Annotated in this window: 15 protein-coding genes; 8 read left to right on the top strand and 7 right to left on the bottom strand. The window is 62.2% G+C overall.

The window, feature by feature from the left end:
- Positions 1-35: 35 nt before the first annotated feature.
- Entirely contained in the window at positions 36-692 is a 657-nt protein-coding gene (locus ACEN42_RS36980; RefSeq protein WP_371882538.1) for a GAF domain-containing protein, read from the bottom strand.
- 229 nt (positions 693-921) lie between these two features.
- Here ACEN42_RS36980 and ACEN42_RS36975 point away from each other — a divergent pair, with 229 nt between their 5' ends.
- Genes ACEN42_RS36975 through ACEN42_RS36960 form a run of 4 tightly spaced genes read left to right on the top strand, consistent with a single transcriptional unit; the run spans position 922 to position 11665 of the window.
- Positions 922-1806 (top strand): alpha/beta fold hydrolase, encoded by an 885-nt coding sequence (locus ACEN42_RS36975; RefSeq protein WP_222946814.1) that lies wholly within the window; start codon positions 922-924, stop codon positions 1804-1806.
- Positions 1794-3485: a cyclic peptide export ABC transporter gene (locus tag ACEN42_RS36970; protein WP_371882537.1), complete on the top strand. Its 1692-nt coding sequence runs from the start codon at positions 1794-1796 to the stop codon at positions 3483-3485. Before ACEN42_RS36975 ends, ACEN42_RS36970 begins: the two co-directional genes overlap by 13 nt.
- 44 nt (positions 3486-3529) lie before the next feature.
- Positions 3530-10705, top strand: coding sequence for an amino acid adenylation domain-containing protein (locus ACEN42_RS36965; RefSeq protein ID WP_371882536.1), 7176 nt, complete (start codon positions 3530-3532; stop codon positions 10703-10705).
- Positions 10706-10720: 15 nt separating this feature from the next.
- Positions 10721-11665: an alpha/beta hydrolase gene (locus ACEN42_RS36960; RefSeq protein ID WP_371882535.1), complete on the top strand. Its 945-nt coding sequence runs from the start codon at positions 10721-10723 to the stop codon at positions 11663-11665.
- On the opposite strand, the gene ACEN42_RS36955 is transcribed toward ACEN42_RS36960, so the two are convergent.
- The 5 genes from ACEN42_RS36955 to ACEN42_RS36935 all read right to left on the bottom strand — a co-directional run bounded on the left by ACEN42_RS36955 (position 11645) and on the right by ACEN42_RS36935 (position 16485).
- The gene (locus tag ACEN42_RS36955) at positions 11645-12316 is read right to left on the bottom strand and encodes an SDR family NAD(P)-dependent oxidoreductase (protein WP_371882534.1); all 672 of its coding nucleotides are present in this window, start codon (positions 12314-12316) and stop codon (positions 11645-11647) included. The two genes, ACEN42_RS36960 and ACEN42_RS36955, sit on opposite strands and share 21 nt — an antisense overlap.
- Before the next feature lie 79 nt (positions 12317-12395).
- The gene (locus ACEN42_RS36950) at positions 12396-12758 is read right to left on the bottom strand and encodes a hypothetical protein (RefSeq protein ID WP_371882533.1); all 363 of its coding nucleotides are present in this window, start codon (positions 12756-12758) and stop codon (positions 12396-12398) included.
- Between the two features lie 133 nt (positions 12759-12891).
- Positions 12892-13998 carry a PHB depolymerase family esterase gene (locus tag ACEN42_RS36945; RefSeq protein WP_371882532.1) on the bottom strand — a complete coding sequence of 369 codons (1107 nt, stop codon included), beginning with the start codon at positions 13996-13998 and terminating at the stop codon, positions 12892-12894.
- A 90-nt stretch (positions 13999-14088) separates the two neighbouring features.
- Positions 14089-14670, bottom strand: a complete 582-nt coding sequence (gene phaP / locus ACEN42_RS36940) for a TIGR01841 family phasin (protein WP_371882531.1) — start codon at positions 14668-14670, stop codon at positions 14089-14091.
- An 81-nt stretch (positions 14671-14751) separates the two neighbouring features.
- Positions 14752-16485: a M57 family metalloprotease gene (locus tag ACEN42_RS36935; protein ID WP_371882530.1), complete on the bottom strand. Its 1734-nt coding sequence runs from the start codon at positions 16483-16485 to the stop codon at positions 14752-14754.
- A gap of 392 nt (positions 16486-16877) precedes the next feature.
- Here ACEN42_RS36935 and ACEN42_RS36930 point away from each other — a divergent pair, with 392 nt between their 5' ends.
- From ACEN42_RS36930 to ACEN42_RS36920, 3 genes are all read left to right on the top strand, one after another.
- Positions 16878-17081 (top strand): cold-shock protein, encoded by a 204-nt coding sequence (locus ACEN42_RS36930; RefSeq protein ID WP_035499088.1) that lies wholly within the window; start codon positions 16878-16880, stop codon positions 17079-17081.
- A 178-nt stretch (positions 17082-17259) separates the two neighbouring features.
- Positions 17260-17478, top strand: a complete 219-nt coding sequence (locus ACEN42_RS36925) for a hypothetical protein (RefSeq protein WP_035499089.1) — start codon at positions 17260-17262, stop codon at positions 17476-17478.
- Between the two features lie 220 nt (positions 17479-17698).
- Positions 17699-18697 (top strand): serine protease, encoded by a 999-nt coding sequence (locus tag ACEN42_RS36920; protein WP_309296214.1) that lies wholly within the window; start codon positions 17699-17701, stop codon positions 18695-18697.
- Here the strand turns inward: ACEN42_RS36920 and rpoD are convergent.
- Complete coding sequence (gene rpoD, locus ACEN42_RS36915; RefSeq protein ID WP_371883197.1) at positions 18694-20457, bottom strand: RNA polymerase sigma factor RpoD; 1764 nt, start codon at positions 20455-20457, stop codon at positions 18694-18696. The two genes, ACEN42_RS36920 and rpoD, sit on opposite strands and share 4 nt — an antisense overlap.
- Here rpoD and ACEN42_RS36910 point away from each other — a divergent pair.
- Entirely contained in the window at positions 20401-20607 is a 207-nt protein-coding gene (locus tag ACEN42_RS36910; RefSeq protein ID WP_371883244.1) for a hypothetical protein, read from the top strand. The genes rpoD and ACEN42_RS36910 overlap by 57 nt on opposite strands.
- Positions 20608-20620: the final 13 nt, after the last annotated feature.

The following is a 20620-nucleotide window of genomic DNA, read 5'->3' as shown; positions in this document are numbered from 1 at the left end:
ATGGCGCGCCGCCGCTCGTCACGCGAAGCGAAAAGTCAGCTTTCGCGCCGGTTATTTCGATCGCTATGCTTGCGCACGTTGCTCGCGAGTTCGGAAATGATCTCGGTCGCCGCGCCGATGATCTGGTTGAAGTCGAAGCCCGCGCGCGTCATCTCGCGATAGAAAGATCGGGCAAGCAGCTTCGAGAGCTGGCTCGGATTCTGGATCGATTGAGCAACGATGTCGCCAATAGTCTGATCCGTCGAGCGCTTCAGCGTCATGCGCGCGAAGGGCGAGGAAACGAGCTTCTGCAGTCTGTCCGCTTCGACGGCCCGCGTGATGAACGCCGCGAAAATGCGCAGCAGCTTGAGGTCATGTTCATCGAACCGCTGTTTGTCTCGCGGCCCCGAAACCTGCACCACGCCAATCGCCTTTCCATTCGACTCGAGCACCGAGAACATCTTGTCGCGCGCGTCCGAATATTCGACGATGGCCGCCGTCGCCCCGAGATGCACCTCGCCGAAGGACACATAGTGCCCCGAGCATACGTCGGCGATGCGCTCGTCCGCCGTCACGGAAACGACACAGCGTTTCGCACCCAGCGCCTCGGCGACCATCGACGCGAGTTCTTCGGGTGAGCCGACGGAATTGCCCGTGACCGCAACGGCGTCCTGTGCGATTGGCTCTTTGAAAACAGGGTTCGAATTTGTCATGTGCGCATCCACCGGAAAGTTACATCGTGTTATCGGATCGTCGGTCAGTCTTACGTTCCATGAAGGCCCGGACCGACAGAACATGTGAATGAAGTCAAGTTAGACGTGGAAAGTTAGGAACCTGTTAGCGGGGCGCATCGGCCACTTTTACCCCGCTGCTTCGTGACCTAATCCGGTTCTAACTCTCGAGCGTCAAGCTGTCTTCGCTCGATCCTAACAGGTGACAATCATGAAACGACCCTCTTTCGTGCAGCGACGCAGCGTCAGAATCCGTAATGGCCGTTTCGACATATCGGTCGAGGATTCAGGCAGCGCCGGCACGCCCTGCGTGCTGCTTCACGGCCGCGGCGAGTGCAGCGGCGTGTGGCGCACGCTGACGGAATCCGCCTGCGCCGATAACCGATTCGTATCCATCGATCTTCGCGGCCATGGCGATTCGAGCTGGGACCCGGAGCGCGCATACGACGCGCGAACGCTCGCCGGCGACGTGCTCGAAGTCCTCCTCGCAATGAACATACGAAAGCCCGTACTGATCGGTCATTCGCTCGGCGGCAGCGTCGCATTGCATCTTACGGGAATGCTCGAACAGTTCACGTCGGGTTTGGTCCTGGTCGACTTTGGACCGGATTCCGATGGCGCTGGTTCGCAAAAAGTGTTCGCTGAAATACGCGAAACGCCGGCGCGTTTCAACTCGATCACCGAGTATGCGCAGTGGCTGCAGGAGCGTCGTCCGCTTGCGAATGAACGTGCGCTGCAACATCTCGCGGCGCACGCGCTGCGTCGCACGAATACGGGCGCGTTCGAGCCGAAGCTCGACAGGGCCGTCGCCGATGACTCGCCGAAGGACAACGCGCGCGACGAGCATGTCTGGGCCATGCTCAGGTCCGTGCGCTGCCCGAGCCTCGTCGTGAGAGGCATCGGGTCCGCATTGCTGACGCCGCAGATCGCGTGGCGCATGGTGAATCAGGCGCTGCCCAAAGGGCAACTCGCGACGATCCCGCGCGCAGGCCACTCCGTGATGACCGACAATCCCGACGAATTCAACCGGACGATCCAGACGTTCCTTGCGTCTCTTGCACCCGCAGCGAGCGGAGACGCGTCATGTTCTCGCTGATTCCACCGCAGATTCGACGCGAGTCGATGCCGCGCATCGTCGTCGCTGTCATTGCCGGGTTCGTCGGGGCCATTTGCAGCGCCGAAATCGCACGGCTGATCAGTACCGTCGCCAGCGGTCACATACCCACGCGCGCGCTTGCGATCGGTTTCTTCGCCGTCTGCGCGGCACAACTGCTCTTCAGAACGACGTCGCAGATTCTCATCATGGACTTCGGGCAGCAGGTGATATGCAGCCTGCGTATCGAGTTGTGCCGGAAGATCCTTCATACGCCCTATAAAAAGCTGGAGGCGCTCGGAAAGCCGCGCCTGCTCGCCATTCTCACGACGGATGTCAACACGTTCGCGCAGGCCGCGCAGATGCTCCCGGTCGTGTTCGGACATCTGGTCCTCACCGCCGTATGTCTCGCCTATATGGCTTGGCTTTCCTGGCAGGCCTTCGCGTGCTTCTTCGTCTTTCTGATCACCGCGGCGGTCATTTATCACAGCGTGGAGCGCTGGCCGCTGCGAGAAATGCAGGCGGTTCGCGATCAGCTCGACGTCATCTTCCGGCATTTCCGCTCGCTGCTCGAAGGTACGCGCGAATTGCAGCTCAATACTTCGCGAGGCCGATACTTCACCGATCACGTGGTCCATCCGACCGCGCATCGGTTCAGGAGATCCTTCACGCGGGCGATGCTTCTCTATTCGCTCGTCGCCAATGCGGGCGGCATGTTGTTCTATGTGGCCATCGGCCTGATCCTGCTCGTCGTGCCGCACTGGTTTCCGCAGTCGCCGGGCGTTCTCGTGACGCTCACGCTGCTGCTTCTGTTTCTGATCCAGCCGGTCAGCGAAGTGATGACGAGCTTGCCGATTCTGCGTCAGGCGTCCATCGCACTGGGGCGCATCCGCATTCTCGATGCCGAGCTGACGCACGCGCCGAACGACGACACGCCCGCGACGCAGGACGACCCGTTCGCCATCACGAAGGAAGGTGCGCCGCTGCTCAGATTCGCCGGCGTATCGCATCGCTATCCGGGGCTGACCGAGGATCGTCCGTTCACGCTCGGACCGATCGATCTGTCGATCCGACAAGGCGAGGTCGTCTACCTGATCGGAGGAAACGGCAGCGGCAAGACCACGCTCGCGATGCTGCTGCTCGGGCTCTATGAACCCGAGCAAGGACATGTCGAGCTGAACGGGATCAAGGTCGACAGGCATAACCTCGTGCAGTATCGTCAGCGCTTCTCGGCTGTGTTCGCCGACTTTCATCTGTTCGACGAAATCCTGTGCCAGGATCAGGCTCAGGTCGACAAGCAGGCGACGCATTATCTGCGCACGCTCGAACTCGATCACAAGGTAAGCATCCGGGACAACCGGTTCAGCACCACCAGTCTTTCGTCGGGGCAACGCAAGCGGATGGCGCTGATCTCGTCGTATCTCGAAGATCGCCCGATCTATCTTTTCGACGAGTGGGCCGCCGATCAGGACCCCATGTTCAGGCGCGTGTTCTACACGGAGCTCATTCCCGATCTCAAGCGCCGCGGCAAGACGGTCATCGTCATCTCTCACGACGACGCCTACTTCGAATGCGCCGACCGGCTCGTACAGGTGGCGCAAGGCCGTCTCGTCGATGTATCGGCCGAAGCGCTGAAGGCGGGTTTGTACGCGAGACGCAATGACTCGCCCGTGGCCGACTGAACGCGTCGGGGCCGTCCGGTTAAAACTTCTTATCGAGTGAAACCATGCTCAGCTTTCCTCTTACGCCCGCGCAGCTCGGCATCTTCTTTCGACAACAAGTCGACTTGCAGGATCCCCGATACAACCTCGCGCATCTGACGGAGATTGCCGGGCCGCTCGATATCGATGTGCTGGAATCGGCCTTGCGGCAGACCATCTCGGAAGCGGACGCGGTGCAGGTTCGTCTGCGCGGCACGGAAGGATTGCCGCATCAGGTACTGGAGCCGGTCGATTTCAGGCTCCCTGTGCTCGATGTCAGCGGCGAGGCAAACCCGCTACAGGCAGTCGAGGATCACGTGCAGGCGAGACGTTCCACCGCGTTCGATCTCGATCAGTGGCCATTGTTCAACGTGGCATTGCTTCGGACCGCGCCGGACCGGTTCTTCCTGTTTCTGTGCTTTCATCATCTCGTGTTCGATGGCTACTCGTTTCTTCTCTTCATCGAGCGGCTTGCGGAGATCTATTCGGCTCTGAAAGGCGGATCGCAACCCGCGCCGCCGACATGGAGCCGGCTGGCCGATCTGCTCGCGGATGACGAGGCGTATCGCGCATCCAGCGCTTTTCAAAAGGATCAGCAGTACTGGAGCGAGCATCTGGCCAATTGCCCGGAACCGCCGATCATCGCCGCGGACGTGGAGAATCCATCGCCCGAAGTCACGACGGTGAAGGCAAGGATCAACCTGCCGCCCGAGACAGTGGCATCGCTGCGTCAGACCGCTCAACAGAACGGCACCTCGTGGTCGCAGTTCATCACGGCCGCGATGGCCGCCTATCTGGCTCGCGTCAGCGGCCAAGCCGATGAAGTGGTGCTGGGCATGCCCGTCACTGCGCGGGTCGGGCGAACGGCCAAGAACGTGCCGGCCATGATGTCCAACGTGCTGCCGCTGCGAGTGCCCGTCGATCCGCGTGCGAGCATGATCGAACTCGTCAAGCAGGTTTCCGCGCAGAGCCTTCGCGTGCTGCGTCACCAGCGTTATCGGATCAAGGATATCCGGCGCGATCTCGAACGCCTCGACATCGGTCAGCGATTGTTCGGCCCGATCGTGAATATCATGCCCGGCTTCAATAGCGCGATCGCGTTCACGGACTGCGAGGTTGCATCGACTCGCACGTTTTCCGTCACGCCCGATGACCTGACGTTGCACGTCCACGACGAGGGAGAGCAAGTGGGCCTGAGACTGGTATTCGATGCCAGCGCGGCAATGTACAGCGCCGAGGCGGTGCAGACGCATTTGCGGCGATTCACGCATTTTCTCGAACAGGCGATCGCGCAGCCCGACGTCCCGTTACATACCCTGCCCCTGCTGCTGCCCGGCGAGCGCGACGTGCTCGAAAAATGGAACGGGACGGCCACGCCCTTGCCGCAGGCGCAGTGCATCCATCAGTTGTTCGAGCAGCAGGCTGCGCGCACGCCGGATGCGGTCGCGCTCGTCTTCGAAGGCCAGTCCGTCACCTATGCGCGGGTCAATGAGCAGGCCAACCGGCTCGCCCATCAGTTGATTGCGCTGGGCGTCGGACGCGAAGCGCGCGTGGCGCTGTGCATGGAGCGTCGTCCGGAACTGGTGATCGCGCTCCTGGCCATTCTCAAGGCGGGCGCGGCCTATGTGCCGCTCGATCCGGCCTATCCCGGCGAACGGCTGGCCTACATGCTCAGGGATGCCGCTCCCGCGCTGCTCATCGCGGATACCGCGGGTCGCGCGGCGCTCGGTGATACGGGCGAACTGCCGGTGCTCGAACCCGGCGCTTTCGATGACACCCGGCCCGATCACGATCCGCAAGTCGCGGGGCTCGGTTCCCGCGACCTCGCCTATGTGATCTACACGTCCGGATCGACGGGCGCGCCTAAAGGCGTCATGGTCGAACATGGCAACATCGTCAATCTTGCCGTCGCGCAAATCGCGCTCTATGGCGTTGGTCCGGAGAGCCGCGTCGTCCAGTTCGTTTCACCGGGCTTCGATGTCAGCGTCGCCGATGTGTTCATGACGCTGGCCGCGGGCGCCGCGCTCTATCTTCCGGTGCGTGACGACTGCCTCGCGGCCACATCGCTCATCGACTACATGCGGCGGCACGCGGTCACGCACGCCCAGTTGCCCCCGGCGCTGTTGCAGGGACAGAATTCGCTGGCGCTCCTGCCGAGGCTTCAGGTTCTCGTGCTGGGCGGCGAGTCGCCGGGCGTCTCGCTGATGCGCGCAGTGCAATCCGATATCACGATCTTCAACGCCTATGGCCCGACCGAAACCACGGTCTGCGCGACGGCATGGCGCAGGCCGGACGGGTTCGGCGGCAACACGGTGCCTATCGGCCGGCCGCTCGCCAACACGCGGATATATCTGCTCGACGCGCACGGCCAGCCGATGCCGCCGGGCGCCGTCGGGGAGCTGCATATCGGCGGTGCAGGCGTTGCGCGCGGCTATCTGAACCGGCCGGAACTCACGGCCGAACGCTTTCTGCCCGATCCCTTCAGCACGATGCCGGACGCGCGCATGTATCGCACCGGCGACCTCGCCCGCTGGCTTCCCGACGGCAATATCGAGTTCCTCGGCCGCAACGATCTTCAGGTCAAGATCCGGGGCTATCGCATCGAGCTTGGCGAGATCGAGGCGCGGCTCGCGGCACATGAAGGCATCCGCGAGGCGGTGGTGGTGGCGCGCGAGGGCAGTGGCGGCAAGCAGCTCGTGGCCTATTACACGGCGGACGCATCGCGGGAAGCGTCGCAGAGCCAGCAATTGCGCGCCCACATGCTGGAGACGCTGCCGGAGTACATGGTGCCGGCCGCCTACGTGATGCTGGACGCACTCCCGCTCACGCCGAACGGCAAAGTGGACAGGCGCGCGTTGCCCGCGCCCGACGATGGCGCATTCACCCGTCGCGACTACGAAGCGCCGGCGGGCGATACGGAATCGATGATCGCGGCAATCTGGGCGGAGGTGCTGGGACGCGAACGCGTGGGCCGGCACGACAACTTCTTCGAGCTGGGCGGCCATTCGCTGCTGGCGGTGACGCTGATCGAACGGATGCGTCAGGCAGGCGTACGGGCCGACGTTCGGGTGTTGTTCAGCCAGCCGAGCGTGGCCGCGCTGGCGGCTGCGGCGCAAAGCGTGCGCAACGCGGTGACGGTGCCGCCGAACGGCATCCCGGCCGGGTGCGAGGCGATCACGCCGGAGATGCTGCCGCTCGTCACGCTGACCGCGCAGCAGATCGACGCCGTGGTCGCGCAGGTCGAAGGCGGTGCGCGCAACGTGCAGGACATCTATCCGCTCGCGCCGTTGCACGAGGGGATGCTGTTCCACCATATCGCGGGCGGCGACGGCGATCCGTATCTGCAAAACATGATGATGGCCATGCCCGAGCGCGTCGAGCTCGGGCGCTTCGTGCAGGCGCTGCAAACGGTGATCGCGCGCCACGACATTCTGCGTACCGCTGTGCTTTGGGAAGGTCTGCCCGAACCGGTGCAGGTGGTGTGGCGCGAGGCGCGCCTGATCGTCGAGGAGGTCACGCTGTCGTCGGAGGATGGCGAAATCGAGGCGCAACTGGCGCAGCGCTTCGACCCGCGACATCACCGGCTGGATGTGCGTCAGGCGCCGATGATGCGGCTCTACGTGGCTCGCGACGAGCCCAACGGCCGCTGGCTGCTGCAACTGCTTGGCCATCACATGGTGATGGACTACACGGCGCTGGAGATGATGCTGGAGGAAATCGAAACGATCCTGCGTGACGAGACGCAGTCTCTCCCCACGCCGCTGCCGTATCGCAACTTCGTCGCGCAGGCGCGGCTGGGCATGAGCCAGAGCGAGCACGAGGCGTACTTCCGCGAAGCGCTTGCCGATGTCGACGAGCCCACGCTGCCGTATGGCCTGAGCGATGTGCAGAGCAACGGCCTCGGCATCGCCGAATTCAGGACGACGCTTCCGGTCCGGCTGAGCCAGCAGTTGCGCGAAGAAGCGCGCAAGCTCGGCGTCAGCGTGGCGAGCCTCTTTCACCTCGCGTGGGCGCAGGTGCTGGGGCGTGTGTCGGGCCGTGAGGACCTGGTATTCGGCACGGTGCTGCTCGGCCGCATGCAGGGCGGCGAGGGCGCGGACCGCGTGCTCGGCATGTTCATCAATACGCTGCCGATCCGCGTCCGCCTGCACGATGTGAGCGTCGGCGATGCCGTGCGGCACACGCATGCGGCGCTGTCGACGCTGCTGCACCATGAGCACGCCTCGCTCGCGCTGGCGCAGCGTTGCAGCGGCGTCGCCGCACCGTTGCCGCTGTTCAGCGCGCTGCTGAACTACCGTCACAGCCGGGCGTCCGACAAGGCGCACGGCGCGCGCACCACCGCGAGCGGCGTGTCGGTGCTGCACGGCGATGAGCGCACCAACTATCCGCTGCTGCTCTCGGTGAACGACTTCGGCGGCGACTTCGAACTTGTCGTGCAGGCCGATACGCGCGTCGATGCATCGCGTGTGGCCGGCTATATGGACTGCACGCTCGACGCGCTGGCACTGGCGCTGGCGGAAAGCCCGTCGCTGCCCGTGCGCGCGCTCGACATGTTGCCGGTCGCCGAGCGCGAACGCCTGCTCGTCAAGCGCAACGAAATCGCGGCGGAAGCGCCGGAAACCACGGTGGTCGCGCTGTTCGAGGCGCAGGTCGAAAAGACGCCGGACGCCGTGGCGGTGGTCCATGAAGACGCGCGTCTCACGTACGGAGAATTGAACGTCCGCGCGAATCGGCTGGCTCATCGTCTGATCGATGCGGGCGTCAAGCCCGACGACCGGGTCGCGATCTGCGTGGAACGCGGCATCGAGATGATCGTCGGCGTGCTGGGCATTCTCAAGGCAGGCGCCGGATATGTGCCGCTGGACCCGGGCTACCCCGTCGAGCGGCTCGCCTACATGCTCGACGATTGCGCGCCGGTGGTGGTGCTCGCACAGGCGAGCGTGCGCGAGGTGCTGGGCGAACTGTCCGCGCCGATGATCGAACTCGACACGCGGTCCTTCGAAGCGCAACCGACGCACAATCCGGTGGTCGCGGATCTGAATCCGCGTCATCTGGCTTACGTGATCTACACCTCAGGCTCGACGGGCCAACCGAAGGGCGTGATGATCGAGCATCGCAACGTGGTGCGGCTGTTCAGCGCCACGGACCATTGGTTCGAGTTCGGCGCGCAGGACGTCTGGACGCTCTTTCACTCGTTCGCGTTCGACTTCTCGGTGTGGGAAATCTGGGGTGCGCTGCTGTACGGCGGCCGCCTCGTCGTGGTGCCGAAGGAGGTGAGCCGCTCGCCGCAGGACTTCTATCGCCTGCTTTGCGAGGAAGGCGTGACGATCCTGAACCAGACGCCGAGCGCGTTCCGGCAACTGATCGCCGCACAGGGAGAAAGTAATCTGCCGCATCGACTGCGCCAGGTCGTCTTCGGCGGCGAAGCCCTCGAACCGGTGATCGTCCAGCCGTGGTATGCGCGTGAGCAAAATGCGCTCACGCAACTGGTGAACATGTACGGCATCACGGAGACCACGGTGCACGTGACCTATCGTGCGCTGAGTCCCGAGGATGCGCAGCGCACGGGCCGCAGTCCGATCGGCGGGCGAATTCCGGACCTGCGCTTGTATGTGCTGGACGGTCAGGGTCAGCCGGTTCCCGAGGGCGTGACCGGCGAGATATACGTGGGTGGCGCGGGCGTGGCGCGCGGCTATCTGAACCGTCCGGAACTCACCGGGCAGCGCTTCGTGAGCGATCCGTTCACGAGCGATGCGCAAGCGCGGATGTACAAGTCGGGCGATCTGGGCCGATGGCTCGCCGACGGCACGCTCGAATACCTCGGCCGCAACGACGACCAGGTGAAGATTCGCGGCTTTCGCATCGAACTGGGCGAGATCGAAGCGAAGCTGCTGGCATGCAAAGGCGTGCGCGAGGCCGTAGTGATCGTTCGGGAGGACAGTTCGGGCGACAAGCGACTGGTCGGATATGTGGTCGGCCGCGACGGGACCGGGCCATTGGCGGCGGATTTGCGTGAACAGCTCTCGATGGTGCTGGCCGATTACATGGTGCCGAGCGCCTTCGTGAATCTGGAGACGTTGCCGCTGACGCAGAACGGCAAGCTCGACCGGCGCGCGCTGCCGGCGCCGGACCAGTCTTCGGTGGTGACGAAAGACTACGAGGCGCCGCAAGGCGAGGCGGAAAGCGCGATCGCCGCAATCTGGCAGGAGCTTCTGGGTGTGGAGCGTATCGGGCGTCACGACGATTTCTTCGCGCTCGGCGGCCACTCGCTGAAGGTGATCACGTCGTTGTCGCGGCTTGCGAGTGCGTTCGATAAAAAGATCGCACAGCTCGACTTCTATCGTCAGCCGACCGTCGCGGGCGTCGCTGCGCTGCTCGCTCGCGATGCTCCCACGGCGAGCACACTCGTGCCGATCATCGCGCGCGGTTCCGCCACGACGCGTATGACCGTCGTATGCGCGCCGTATGCCGGGGCGTCCGCAACCGTGTTCCGGCCTTTGGCCGATGCCTTGTGCTCGCGCGATCCGACGCTCGCGGTGCGCGCAATCGCGCTGCCCGGTAACGAGCTAGGCAGCGATCCGCGCGATTACGTGTCGGTGGTGCAGATGGCGCAGGCCTGCGCCGACGAACTCGTCGCGGCGGACACCGGCGATATCGCCGTGTACGGCCATTGCGTGGGGAGCTTCCTGGCGTTTGAACTCGTGCGCCAGATCGAGCGCCGGGGGCGCAAGGTCGCGCTCCTCACCGTTGCTGCGGCGTTTCCGCTTCCCTGGCTTCTGCGCTGGCTGCCGATGCCCTCGCCCTGGAGCCTCACCAGCGACAGCAAGCTGCAGACGCTGATTCAGCGCTGGGGCGGTCCGACCGACGCGATGGAACCCGATGTCATCGCGTTCATGATGGGCAACTTCCGCAGGAATGCCCAGTTGACGTTCGACTACGAGAAACATCGCGCCGACGACAAGATCGCCGCGCCGATACTCTGCATCGTCAGCGCCGATGATCCGCTGACGCGCGGATATGCGCGCCGGTTTCGCGCGTGGTCGGCACTGTCGGACCGGACGGCGCTCGCCGTGTTGCCCGAGGGACAGCACTATTTCGTAGGCACTAGGCCGGAACTCGTCGCGGACGTCGTCTGCAAACATCTCGATGAGCATCGCCAAGCCAGACCTCTGCCACTCGCGCGGAACGTCGAGGCATCATGATGAAAGGAGATTTTCGTGGTCAAGGCAGGTACGTTTCGCGGCAAGCGGATAAACCTCTTCTACGAGGAATTCGGAGAGAGCGAAGACCCGCCGGTATTGCTCGTCATGGGCAACAGCGCGCCGGGTCTGGTCTGGCCTGACGCGTTCTGTCGTCTGCTTTCCGCAACTGGATTGCGCGTCATCCGGTTCGATGCGCGTGATACCGGTCTCTCGACGTACATCGATTTCAGCGCGTCGCCCTACACGCTCGACGATCTGGCCGCCGACGCCTTCGACCTGCTCGATGGCATTGGCATAGATGAAGCGCATGTCGTCGGGCTGTCGCAGGGCGGGGTCATCGGCTACAGGATGGCGCTCGCGATGCCGCGGCGCGTGACGACGCTCTGCACCATCATGTCGTCGCCCGATCTGCGGCCCAAAAACGATGCGTTCGCAGGGGCGATCGAGACGCCGGGTGCGCTTCCTCGTCCTTGCGCTGGCTTCGTCGAAAAAGTCATCGCGCTGAACGCCATTCCACCGACGAGCGTCGATGACATCGCGACGCACTTCATCGAGAATTTCAAGCTCGCCGCAGGACCGAGGTCGCCTTTCGACGAGCGCGCGTGGCAAAGTCTCGGTCGAGCGTTTGCCGAACGGCCGCTCCTGCGATCCGATGGACTACAGCCGACGCTCGCCAACAACAGCAACCATGCGCTGGCTCAAAAAGCGACGCCGGCGCTGACCAGCGAAGAACTGGCGTCTCTCGATTTGCCGGTGCTGATCATTCAGGGAAGCGATGATCCGATCTTTCCGGTCGCGCATGGCGAATGGGCCGCCAGCGCAAGCCCGCGAGCAACGCTTCGAGTGATCGATCGCATGGGGCACGCCCTCGACCCCGCGTTCTTCGATGCAATCGTGCGAGAGATGTCGGCGTTTTATCGCAGCAATCGCAGCAACGAATCAGAATGGACTGATGCCTGACATGCCGCCGTCGACCGCGAGGTCGGCGCCTGTCATGTAGCGCGATGCATCGGATGCGAGGAACAGAATGGCGGCGGCGATTTCCGCCGGGTCGGCCGGGCGCTTCATCGGAATCACGCGCGCCCATTCCAGCAGTTGCGCTTCCGACATTCCCAGGCTATCGAAAATCGGCGTATTGGCCACGCCCGGAGAAATGCTGTTGACGCGTATGTCGGACTCGACGAATTCCGCCGCGAAACTTTTTGCCAGCGAAACCACCGCTGCCTTCGACGCGCAGTACGCGGAAAATTTTTTGGTGCCCTGATTGGCCGCGAGCGACGCCACGAGGATGATCGACGCAGGCCGCGCAAGGAACGGCAGCGCCTCGCGCACGGTTGCGTAGACCCCGCCGACATTGGTGTTGAGAACATCGGAGAATTGCGCCAGCGATGTATCGCGCACCGGTGTTTGCCGGGATACACCCGCGTTGGCAACGACCACATCCACCTTGCATTGAAAGTGGCCGACCGCCGTCTCGTATAGCTGTCGCATGTCGTCGGAGTTCGCGGCGTCGGCAACGACAGGCAGTGCGTTCTCGCCGAGTTTCTCCGCGGCGCGTTGCAGTTTCTCCGCGTTACGCCCGCTGATGACCACGCGCGCGCCTTCTGCCACGAATCGTTCGGCGGCGGCGAAGCCTATGCCACTGCCGCCGCCTGTCACCACTGCGAGAGCATGCTTGAGTAACATCGCGTCATACCCGCAAGTTGACGACCAATGCGCGGCCTGATCGGATCGCGCGAGTCGTATGGCCTGTGCTGTCCATGTCGCCGGCAATGAATATCGCGCCTGCTGCGAACCGTTGCGCAGTGTCGCTGCCTTGCACGGTGATTTCGAGTTCGCCATCCAGCACGATGACATATTGTCTTGACGGCGGGTTATGCCAGCCGAGCACATAGTCTGCGTCGAACTCGTGCATGAGCACGCTTTCACACGGCTGCGGCGACGATAAGGAAACGGCGACGCCCTTGAATATCACCGGGCTCGCTTCGAACGCGTGGATGGTTCTGAACGCCGAATGTCCGTCGAGTCCGCTGTATATCTCGATGCATTCCATCGTCCCTCCTCGTGTCACACCACGTTCCGACGATGCGCGAACGAGTTCGCGTTTTGATCGACTACCCGGAATGTCGAATCAAAGTCTAGGCGGCGAGGGGGGAGAATTCAAAGCGGACTTCTTCGATGAACCTTCAGTCTTGCCGGTTGCCGTCTCTCGTGAATTGACCGAAGAATCGCGCAATCTCGCGGCTTGCCGCCGGTCCGCGCGTGTCCGTATGGGTGCCGTCGGGATGGCCACCGGACCATGCATGACCCAGTCCGTGCACGACCCACTGCTCGCCGATCAGTTCACCGTCACCGTCATGAAACACTTGCCGGGTATAGGCGTGGCCACCCGCTTCGTCGGCGACGTATATCGAGGATGACGTCACCGTGTCGTCGGACATGCCATGCAGCAACTGGCTCATCGACACGATCTGTTCGCTGTTGCGCGGATGCACGGTGTCGTCGGCATCGCCGTGAAAAACGATCAGCGGCACCGCGCGCGACTTGGGTTCGTCGGACAGGGTGTCGGGCAAGCGCACTTTGCCCTTGCCGTCATTCATCGCGCAGAGTGCGGTCATCTGCTCGTCGGCGACGCCGAACGCGAGGCCCGAATGAATCGCCGCGGCCGCGTACAACTCCGGATGCGTCACGGCGAGATTCACGGCCAATGCGCCGCCAGCCGACATACCCGCGATATAAACGCGAGCGCGATCCACGTTATACGTGGCCGCGACCTCGCGCGTGAGAGCCGCGATGGCCGCCGCTTCGCCTGATTCGCGCGTCTGATTCGCCGCCATGAACCAGTTCCAGCACCTCAGCGGATTCGAACTTTCCGGCTGCTCCGGATAGACGACGATAAAGCCCTTCTCTTCAGCGACGATGTTCATCCCGGTCCCCGATGCGAAGTCGTCCGGGTCCTGTTGCGCGCCGTGGAGCATGACGATCATCGGCAGCGGCTGGCCTTCGTATTCGGTCGGAACATAGACCTTGAATCGATAGCGCTCGTTGCCATGCTCGAAGCTCTTGCTCAACCAGCGATGATCGCCCGCTTGCGCGACTGAGTTGTCGCGGTGCGGCGGTTCATCTTCGGCGGATGTCTTTTTCGTTTCACTTTCCGATGGCAGCGGAGTCGCAGGGCTTGCGACCGCTGTCTCGGTGTTGTCGAAGAATTGCGCCGTGAGACCGACGATTTCGCGAGGAAACATCGACCAGAACGAGTCGTGCGCCCACGCAAGCGGATGGAAGGGATTCATCGATTTTCCCGTCGGGTCGAGCGGAATAAAAAACCCGCGTGATGCGGGTTTCGAAAGTCAACAGTGGCACGTCAGGACTGACGGCACGGATTAGCGCTTAGCGTCGGCCTTGGCAGCACGCGCGGCCTTCTCGGATGACTCGATCGCCTCGGCGCCTGCATCCGCGAGATCGGTCGATGCCTCGGCGGCACTCGATAGCAGTCCGACAGCCTCTTGCGAAGCATCTTCAGTCGCCTTCTTCAGTCCGAAGCCGAACTGCTCGATCGGGCCACGCGCTTCGTTGAGAATGTCCGTCTGCGTCGCACGAACGATCTGCCAGAAATGCCTCGTATAAGCGGCCGCCTTTTCGGGCGTCTCGGCCAGCAGAGTCGATTGCCAGCTCAGGAAATCGGCCGGTTTTGCCTGCGGGCCGGCCTTGGCAACGGCCGTGCTCTCTTCGAAGACGGTCTTGGCCGTCTGCACGTTCAGTTCCGCAAGCTGCTGGAGCCCGCTCGCATACCGCTTTGCAACATTCACGAGGACCTGGAAACTTGCTGCCGGGTAGACAAACGTTTGATTCGCGAAAGAAGAGGGAAACATTGTTGCTCCTGAGTTCAGCTTCGTAGAAAAAGCTGTATTTATGACCGAGCGCGATTTTGCTGCACCGCAATATAGAGACCCATCATACGGCACTTTCGGCTGTCGTCAAGTGAGCATTCGTGTTTTCCTCACTGTGCTATCGGTGGTGCGGATTCCTCCTTTATGTCCTACGAATCAACGCGTCACCACCACGAAGGGCGCGACGCCGCTCGACACCGTACCGCTCGTGAATGACCGCAGCCCGAGGTCGGTGCTTCGATATTTTCCGTCCGAACGCTGCTTCAACTGATTGACGGACCACGTGTCACTCCGTTCGAGGAGAACGGACCCGGACGTCGGATCGAATTGCATGTATCCCACGAGGATCGGCGATGTCAGCAACGTCGTCTTCGCTCTGCTCGCCACGTCATAGAGGATGATCGCGCTCGGGCTCGTCGCATTGTCATCGGCGAAAAGAATCTGCCCGTTACCGATTGCCGTGAGGAATTTCGGCTTCTTCTCCGGCAGATCGGTCAGCACGCGCCAGATGCCGCTCTCCAGATCCATTTCCGTCAGACTGCCCGCGGCTGCAAACGACGCGAAGGTCACGAAATAGGCCTTTTTCGCATCGGCGGTTACGGTGAATTCATCGTTCATGGTGCTCGACGCCGAACCCGCCGGATAGCCGCCCACGATGAACCCGCTGGCCGCCTCGATGCGAAGCACTTCCAGCTTCGTCCCCGGCGCGTTCGCGAGCGCGAAGAGGTATTGATCGTCATTCTTCGCCGTTACCAGCTTGATGACGCTGTAGTCCTCGGGCAGCACCATCTTTCTGAGCAGCGCCCCCGAGTCGGTGTCGATGACGCTGATGACATTCCTGTTCGACAGATAGACCTGCTTTCCATCCGTCGCGGGCTGGAAGCTATAACCCGTGGAAGTCGTCAGCAGCGGCCCGATGGGCGTGACGTGCAGCACCTTGTTGGTCGCGGTATCGATCGTGGCGAGATCGAGCGATGTCGGACTTCTCTCCAGAAGCACGTGCAGCCGCTTCCCATCGACGCTGGCGAACATTTGATCGACCTGCTTGTAGTCGCCCGTCAATGAAAGATCGATCGATGCCTTCGCTGTGCGCGAAGCGAAATCGTACGCGGTGACCTGAGCCGGAGCCTGGGCGCGCGTCAACGTGTACACGGTTTCGCTGACCCGGGGAGGTCCGTAGTACTTCTGCACCATTTCGATGTCGGTGGCGCTTAGCTTGCCGTCGCCGTTCCAGTTGGGATTGCAGTAGTTCATGATCGATGCGAGATCCCAATTGCCGATCATCGTATCGCCCGAGGTGCCTTGCGCGGGCTCGATGCATGCCGAAGGCGTGTCGGGCCGGTTCTGCTCGTGCGCGAAGCCCAGCGCGTGGCCGAATTCATGCGCGGCAACCCGGCGAATGCAATATTCCTCGCGTCCCTGGCAACTCGGACTCCAGTTCCTGAAGGTGAAATCGAGCGCCATTCCGCCTGCGACGTTGTTCAGCATCGCGCCCAGGCCGACGGTATGCGGTCCGCTCGCGGCAATGTCCTCGACGGTGATCCGCACGCCGTAGTAGTTCGGATCGTTCGTGCATTGCTGCCATCCCGTGAACCGCACGCCCGAATTCTGCTCCCAGGTTTCCTGAACCGCGAGGCGGCTCCAGTTCCGTTCTGCGGAGTATCGCGCGAAATCGGCGTTGTTCATGTTCCAGCAAACGCCGATGGGAACGCGGTCCCAGATGACCGTCGACAACGCGTAACCCTTGGTTGCGGCTTCCTGCTGCGCCGCTGGCTGACCAGTCGCGCTCTTTCCGTTTGTGACCGCTGCATCGGAGCCGGCGTCGCCGCCGCATCCGGTAATCAATACTCCTGAAGATATCGCCAGAACCAGCCCTCGTATCCTTCTCATTCTCTTCTCCGTTTTTTCGAGACCATGCAGGCTTGCGCATGGCGGAAGGAAATATATTTTCAGCGCGTATTCAGACCGGAGGCTCCATTACGAATTATTTCCGCAAGCTTCTGCCTGGCTGCGTGCGGACGTCAATCATTAATTATCCGAATTGTCGGATGAGGAAGCGCAGCGCCGCCGAGGGGCGTGGCCGGAGCGTCTTCCCGTCACGTATCCGCACTAAAACTGACTAATAGTTGACCATTTCGTACGGGTTTGGTATGATTGCAGCCGAAGTTCAAGAAGTCGACTGCTGCTCATCAATAGTCCGTTTTAGTGCCGGAATTCGTTGTCCACTCCCTCCTTGATGCTTCTCTCGTTCAACACCCACATCAGATTCTCAAGGATTTTTCATGGATAACGGCATCGTTAAATGGTTCAATGACACCAAGGGCTTCGGCTTCATTACCCCGGATAACGGCGGCGATGATCTGTTCGCGCACTTCTCCGAAATTCGCGCCGACGGTTTCAAGACCCTGGTCGAAGGTCAGAAGGTGAGCTTCGAAACGAAGCGCGGCCCGAAGGGCATGCAAGCCTCGAACATCAAGCCGCTCTAATCGCAGCGTCACGGGGTCCGTTGTGCGGATCCCGTTCCCCTCTGGTTTTTCCGCTTCCCTCCCTCACCCTCTTCATTGCCGCAAGTCCCGACATCGCTCGGTGATATATCGCGCGCACTCTTTTCTCATTCGTTGCGTTTGAACGTAAGTATCAGCGCCCAAAAAAATATAAAATCTAATGGCATCCATTCAGAGTTATCACGGTTACGCGGTACAAGCGACCGCACACCGTCTGCCGGACCGGACGTTTTCGGCAAACGTGTCTGTCGACCGCAAAAATATTCGTTCTTCCGAATCGCAGTACACCTTTTATTCCGTCGGCTATTTCTCGAAAGAAGTCGAGGCCATCGCTTACGCGCATCGCTGGGCGAAGGACTGGATCGACACCCGGGGATAGTGCATGACCGAGGCGCAAGCGCATCGCGACCCGGTCTCCTTCACGTTGCCTGAAATACCTTGACCGCTTTGGGCGAGGTGCGTATGGTGGATTCACGCTCGAGGCGGTATTCGATCCGCATCTCCCCGGCGACCGCCGCGCCTGAAGCGACCCAAGTTTTTAAGCGGTCGCGTGGACAACGGTGACGCTGCAAATTTCGCGTCACCAGGACACCACGGCAATGCATACGACCGAGTTCTATCGCAGCTCGAACGGCGACAGATGGCTCCTTAGCGATGGCGCGAATGCCGTTGTCCGGCACGTGCCAAACGAGGCGTCCGGCGGTTCTGTTTCGGACAAGCCCGTCGCAGAGTTCCTGTCGGAAAACAGCCTGCACGATCAGTATCCGCAGCACGACGCGCTGCGAATCTTCCTCGCGGGAAACAGCGCCAATCCGAATTTGCCCAACGAGCCTGACGCCGCGCGCAAGCCCACGGTCGAAGCCCTTTTGCTCACGGCCGTGCGGGTGCGCACGTTCGTGCAAACACGTCATCTCACCAACGCGAGCGGCTTTTTCTTCGCGCGCGGAGAGCGCCTCTTTCTCGTCACGAGCCGTCATGTGCTGGTGGATGCGGCCAGCCAGCATTTCCCCGATCGCATCGAAATCGAGCTGCATGTGGATCGCGACAATCTGGGCGCGTCGGCGTGGGCATCGCTGCCGCTATACGACGCGGGCATGAGCCTGTGGCGTCAGGCATCGGACACGGGCGGCGAGATCGATGTCGCCGTGCTCGAAGTCCCCCGCCATCAGTTGCCGCTCACGGCCGTGTTCGCCGCGTTTCGTCCCGAGCATCTCCCCGCATCCAGCGACGCAATGCCGATTGGCGCTTCCGTGCTGATCGTCGGCTTTCCGCTGGGCTTTCACGACTCGCTGCATCATCTGCCGGTGGTGAGACAGGGCATCATCGCGTCCGCATTCGGGCTGCGGTTTCAGGGCAAAGGCTGCTTCATCACCGATGCGCGCACGCACCGCGGCACGAGCGGCGCGCCCGTCGTGATAAGCCGCCATCCGGCCGATGAAAGCGCCGCGTCGTGCGCGCTTCCGTGGCGGCTGCTCGGCATACATTCATCGACCATCGACATGACCACGCGCGATCTGCACGTGGACGAATCGCTCGGCCTCAACAGCGCCTGGTACGCCGATGTCCTCATGAGCCTCACGGAAAACCGACTCGACTAGTGATCGAGAAACGAGCGCAGTTTATCCGCGCGTCGCGGATGCATCAGTTTGCGGATGGCCTGACTCTCGATCTGCCGGATGCGTTCGCGCGACACACCCAGATGCGTGCCTAGCTCGCCGAGCGTGAATTCGCTCAGCATGTCGATGCCGAAGCGCATGCGCAAAACGCGTGCTTCGCGCGGCGTGAGCGCGCTCAACGCATCGTCGATGGCAACGCGTAAGCTGGCGCGCACGACGGCATCGAGCGGCGATTCCGCGTTCGAATCCTCGATCAGGTCGCCGAGCGTCGCATCGGCGTCATCGTTCGCCGGTGTTTCGAGCGAGATCAGGCGCATGGCCATTTTCTGAATGCTGCCGATGCGTGCCTCGGGCAACTCCATGCGCTCGGCCAGCACCGCGGGCTGCGCGGGCTTGCCGGTCTGCTGCAGAATCTCGCTTGAAATGCGGTTGAGCTTGTTGATCGTCTCGACCATATGCACAGGCACGCGAATCGTGCGCGCCTGGTCCGCGACGGCTCGCGTGACCGCCTGACGAACCCACCACGTCGCGTACGTCGAGAATTTCCAGCCGCGCCTGTATTCGAACTTGTCGACGGCCTTCATCAAGCCGATGTTGCCCTCTTGAACGAGGTCGAGAAAGTGAACGCCGCGATTCACGTATTTCTTGGCGATCGAGATCACGAGGCGCAGATTGGCTTCGATCATCTCGTTCTTCGCGTGCCGCATGCGGGATTCGGCCGCGAGCAGTTGCCGGCCGATTTGCTCCAGGCGCTGAACCGGCATCGCGGCGTGCCGTTCGAGCTCGATCAGACGGCATTGCTCGGCCTGAATGGCAGGCAGGCTGCGTTCCAGCGATGCACCATAGTCGCGCGATGTCGCGGCGGTTTTCGCGGTCCAGTCGAGATCGGTCTCGTGACCCGGAAACGATGCGATGAACTGCTCGCGCGGCATGCCGCACCGGTCGATGGCAATGCCGGAAATTCGCCGTTCAATCTGACGCACGTGCACCAGCCGCTGCTGAATGTCGTTGCAGGCGCGATCCACTGTGCGCGTCGTGAAGCGCACGCGCGCAAGCTCTTTTCGAATGGTGTCGTGAGCGCCCGGAACACTGGTCGTGCCCGCTTCGCGCAATTGATCGACGCATTCTTCCACCCGCGCGAAGAGCGCGAGTGCGTCGTTCTTGAGTTGCGTCAGCCGCACGCGGTTCGCTTCGTCCTCGGCTTCGGGATCGCGTTCATCGTCGGCACGCTCGGGTTTATCGATCTCCGACGGCATCGTCTGGTCATCGATACCGTCGATCAGTTCATCGATGCCAAGCTCGTTCTCCGCGACCTGCCGCGCGCTCGCGAGGATCATCGAGATAGTGGGAGGACAGGCCGCGATGGCCTGAATCATCTCGTTGATGCTCTCTTCGATCCGCTGCGCAATTTTCACTTCGGCCGCGCGCGTCAGCAGTTGCTTAGCACCCATCTCGCGCATGTACATGCGCACGGGATCGGTCGTGCGGCCGAATTCGGCATCGACAGTCGAGAGCGCGACTTCGGCGTCTTCTTCCGACTGATCATCGAGCGCGACGACCGGGACTGCGTCGCCGAGCAACAGCGTTTCGGTGTCGGGAACCTGTTCGTAGACCGCCACGCCCATTTCGAGGAACGTGCGCGAAACATCATCGAGCACGGACGGCTGCGCGAGATCGCCAGGTAAATGATCATTGATTTGCGCATGCGTGACGAAACCTTGATCCCTGGCAACACGGATCAACGCGCGTACCGCACGCTGCTGTTCGTCGGCGCGTCGTTGCCGGTCTGGTTGCAATGCGTCCGCAACGGCCGGCTTGCCCTTTTTCGCTGTAGCGACGCGGACATTCTGCGCGTCCGTGCCCAGATCTTCAGTGCTTTCTTTTCGACGTGAACCGGCCATCCTC

The organism is Caballeronia sp. S22, from assembly GCF_964261745.1.
Taxonomy (GTDB): domain Bacteria; phylum Pseudomonadota; class Gammaproteobacteria; order Burkholderiales; family Burkholderiaceae; genus Caballeronia; species Caballeronia jiangsuensis.
This window is presented reverse-complemented; position numbering and strand designations above follow the sequence as displayed.

Excerpts from the sequence above, each read along its gene's own strand:
- ACEN42_RS36975 (WP_222946814.1), top strand. The coding sequence starts at position 922 with ATGAAACGACCCTCTTTCGTGCAGCGACGCAGCGTCAGAATCCGTAAT.
- ACEN42_RS36925 (WP_035499089.1), top strand. The coding sequence starts at position 17,260 with ATGGCATCCATTCAGAGTTATCACGGTTACGCGGTACAAGCGACCGCA.
- ACEN42_RS36970 (WP_371882537.1), top strand. The coding sequence starts at position 1,794 with ATGTTCTCGCTGATTCCACCGCAGATTCGACGCGAGTCGATGCCGCGC.
- ACEN42_RS36950 (WP_371882533.1), bottom strand. The coding sequence starts at position 12,758 with ATGGAATGCATCGAGATATACAGCGGACTCGACGGACATTCGGCGTTC.
- ACEN42_RS36920 (WP_309296214.1), top strand. The coding sequence starts at position 17,699 with ATGCATACGACCGAGTTCTATCGCAGCTCGAACGGCGACAGATGGCTC.
- ACEN42_RS36910 (WP_371883244.1), top strand. The coding sequence starts at position 20,401 with ATGATCATTGATTTGCGCATGCGTGACGAAACCTTGATCCCTGGCAAC.
- ACEN42_RS36945 (WP_371882532.1), bottom strand. The coding sequence starts at position 13,998 with ATGAATCCCTTCCATCCGCTTGCGTGGGCGCACGACTCGTTCTGGTCG.
- ACEN42_RS36930 (WP_035499088.1), top strand. The coding sequence starts at position 16,878 with ATGGATAACGGCATCGTTAAATGGTTCAATGACACCAAGGGCTTCGGC.
- ACEN42_RS36965 (WP_371882536.1), top strand. The coding sequence starts at position 3,530 with ATGCTCAGCTTTCCTCTTACGCCCGCGCAGCTCGGCATCTTCTTTCGA.
- ACEN42_RS36935 (WP_371882530.1), bottom strand. The coding sequence starts at position 16,485 with ATGAGAAGGATACGAGGGCTGGTTCTGGCGATATCTTCAGGAGTATTG.
- ACEN42_RS36980 (WP_371882538.1), bottom strand. The coding sequence starts at position 692 with ATGACAAATTCGAACCCTGTTTTCAAAGAGCCAATCGCACAGGACGCC.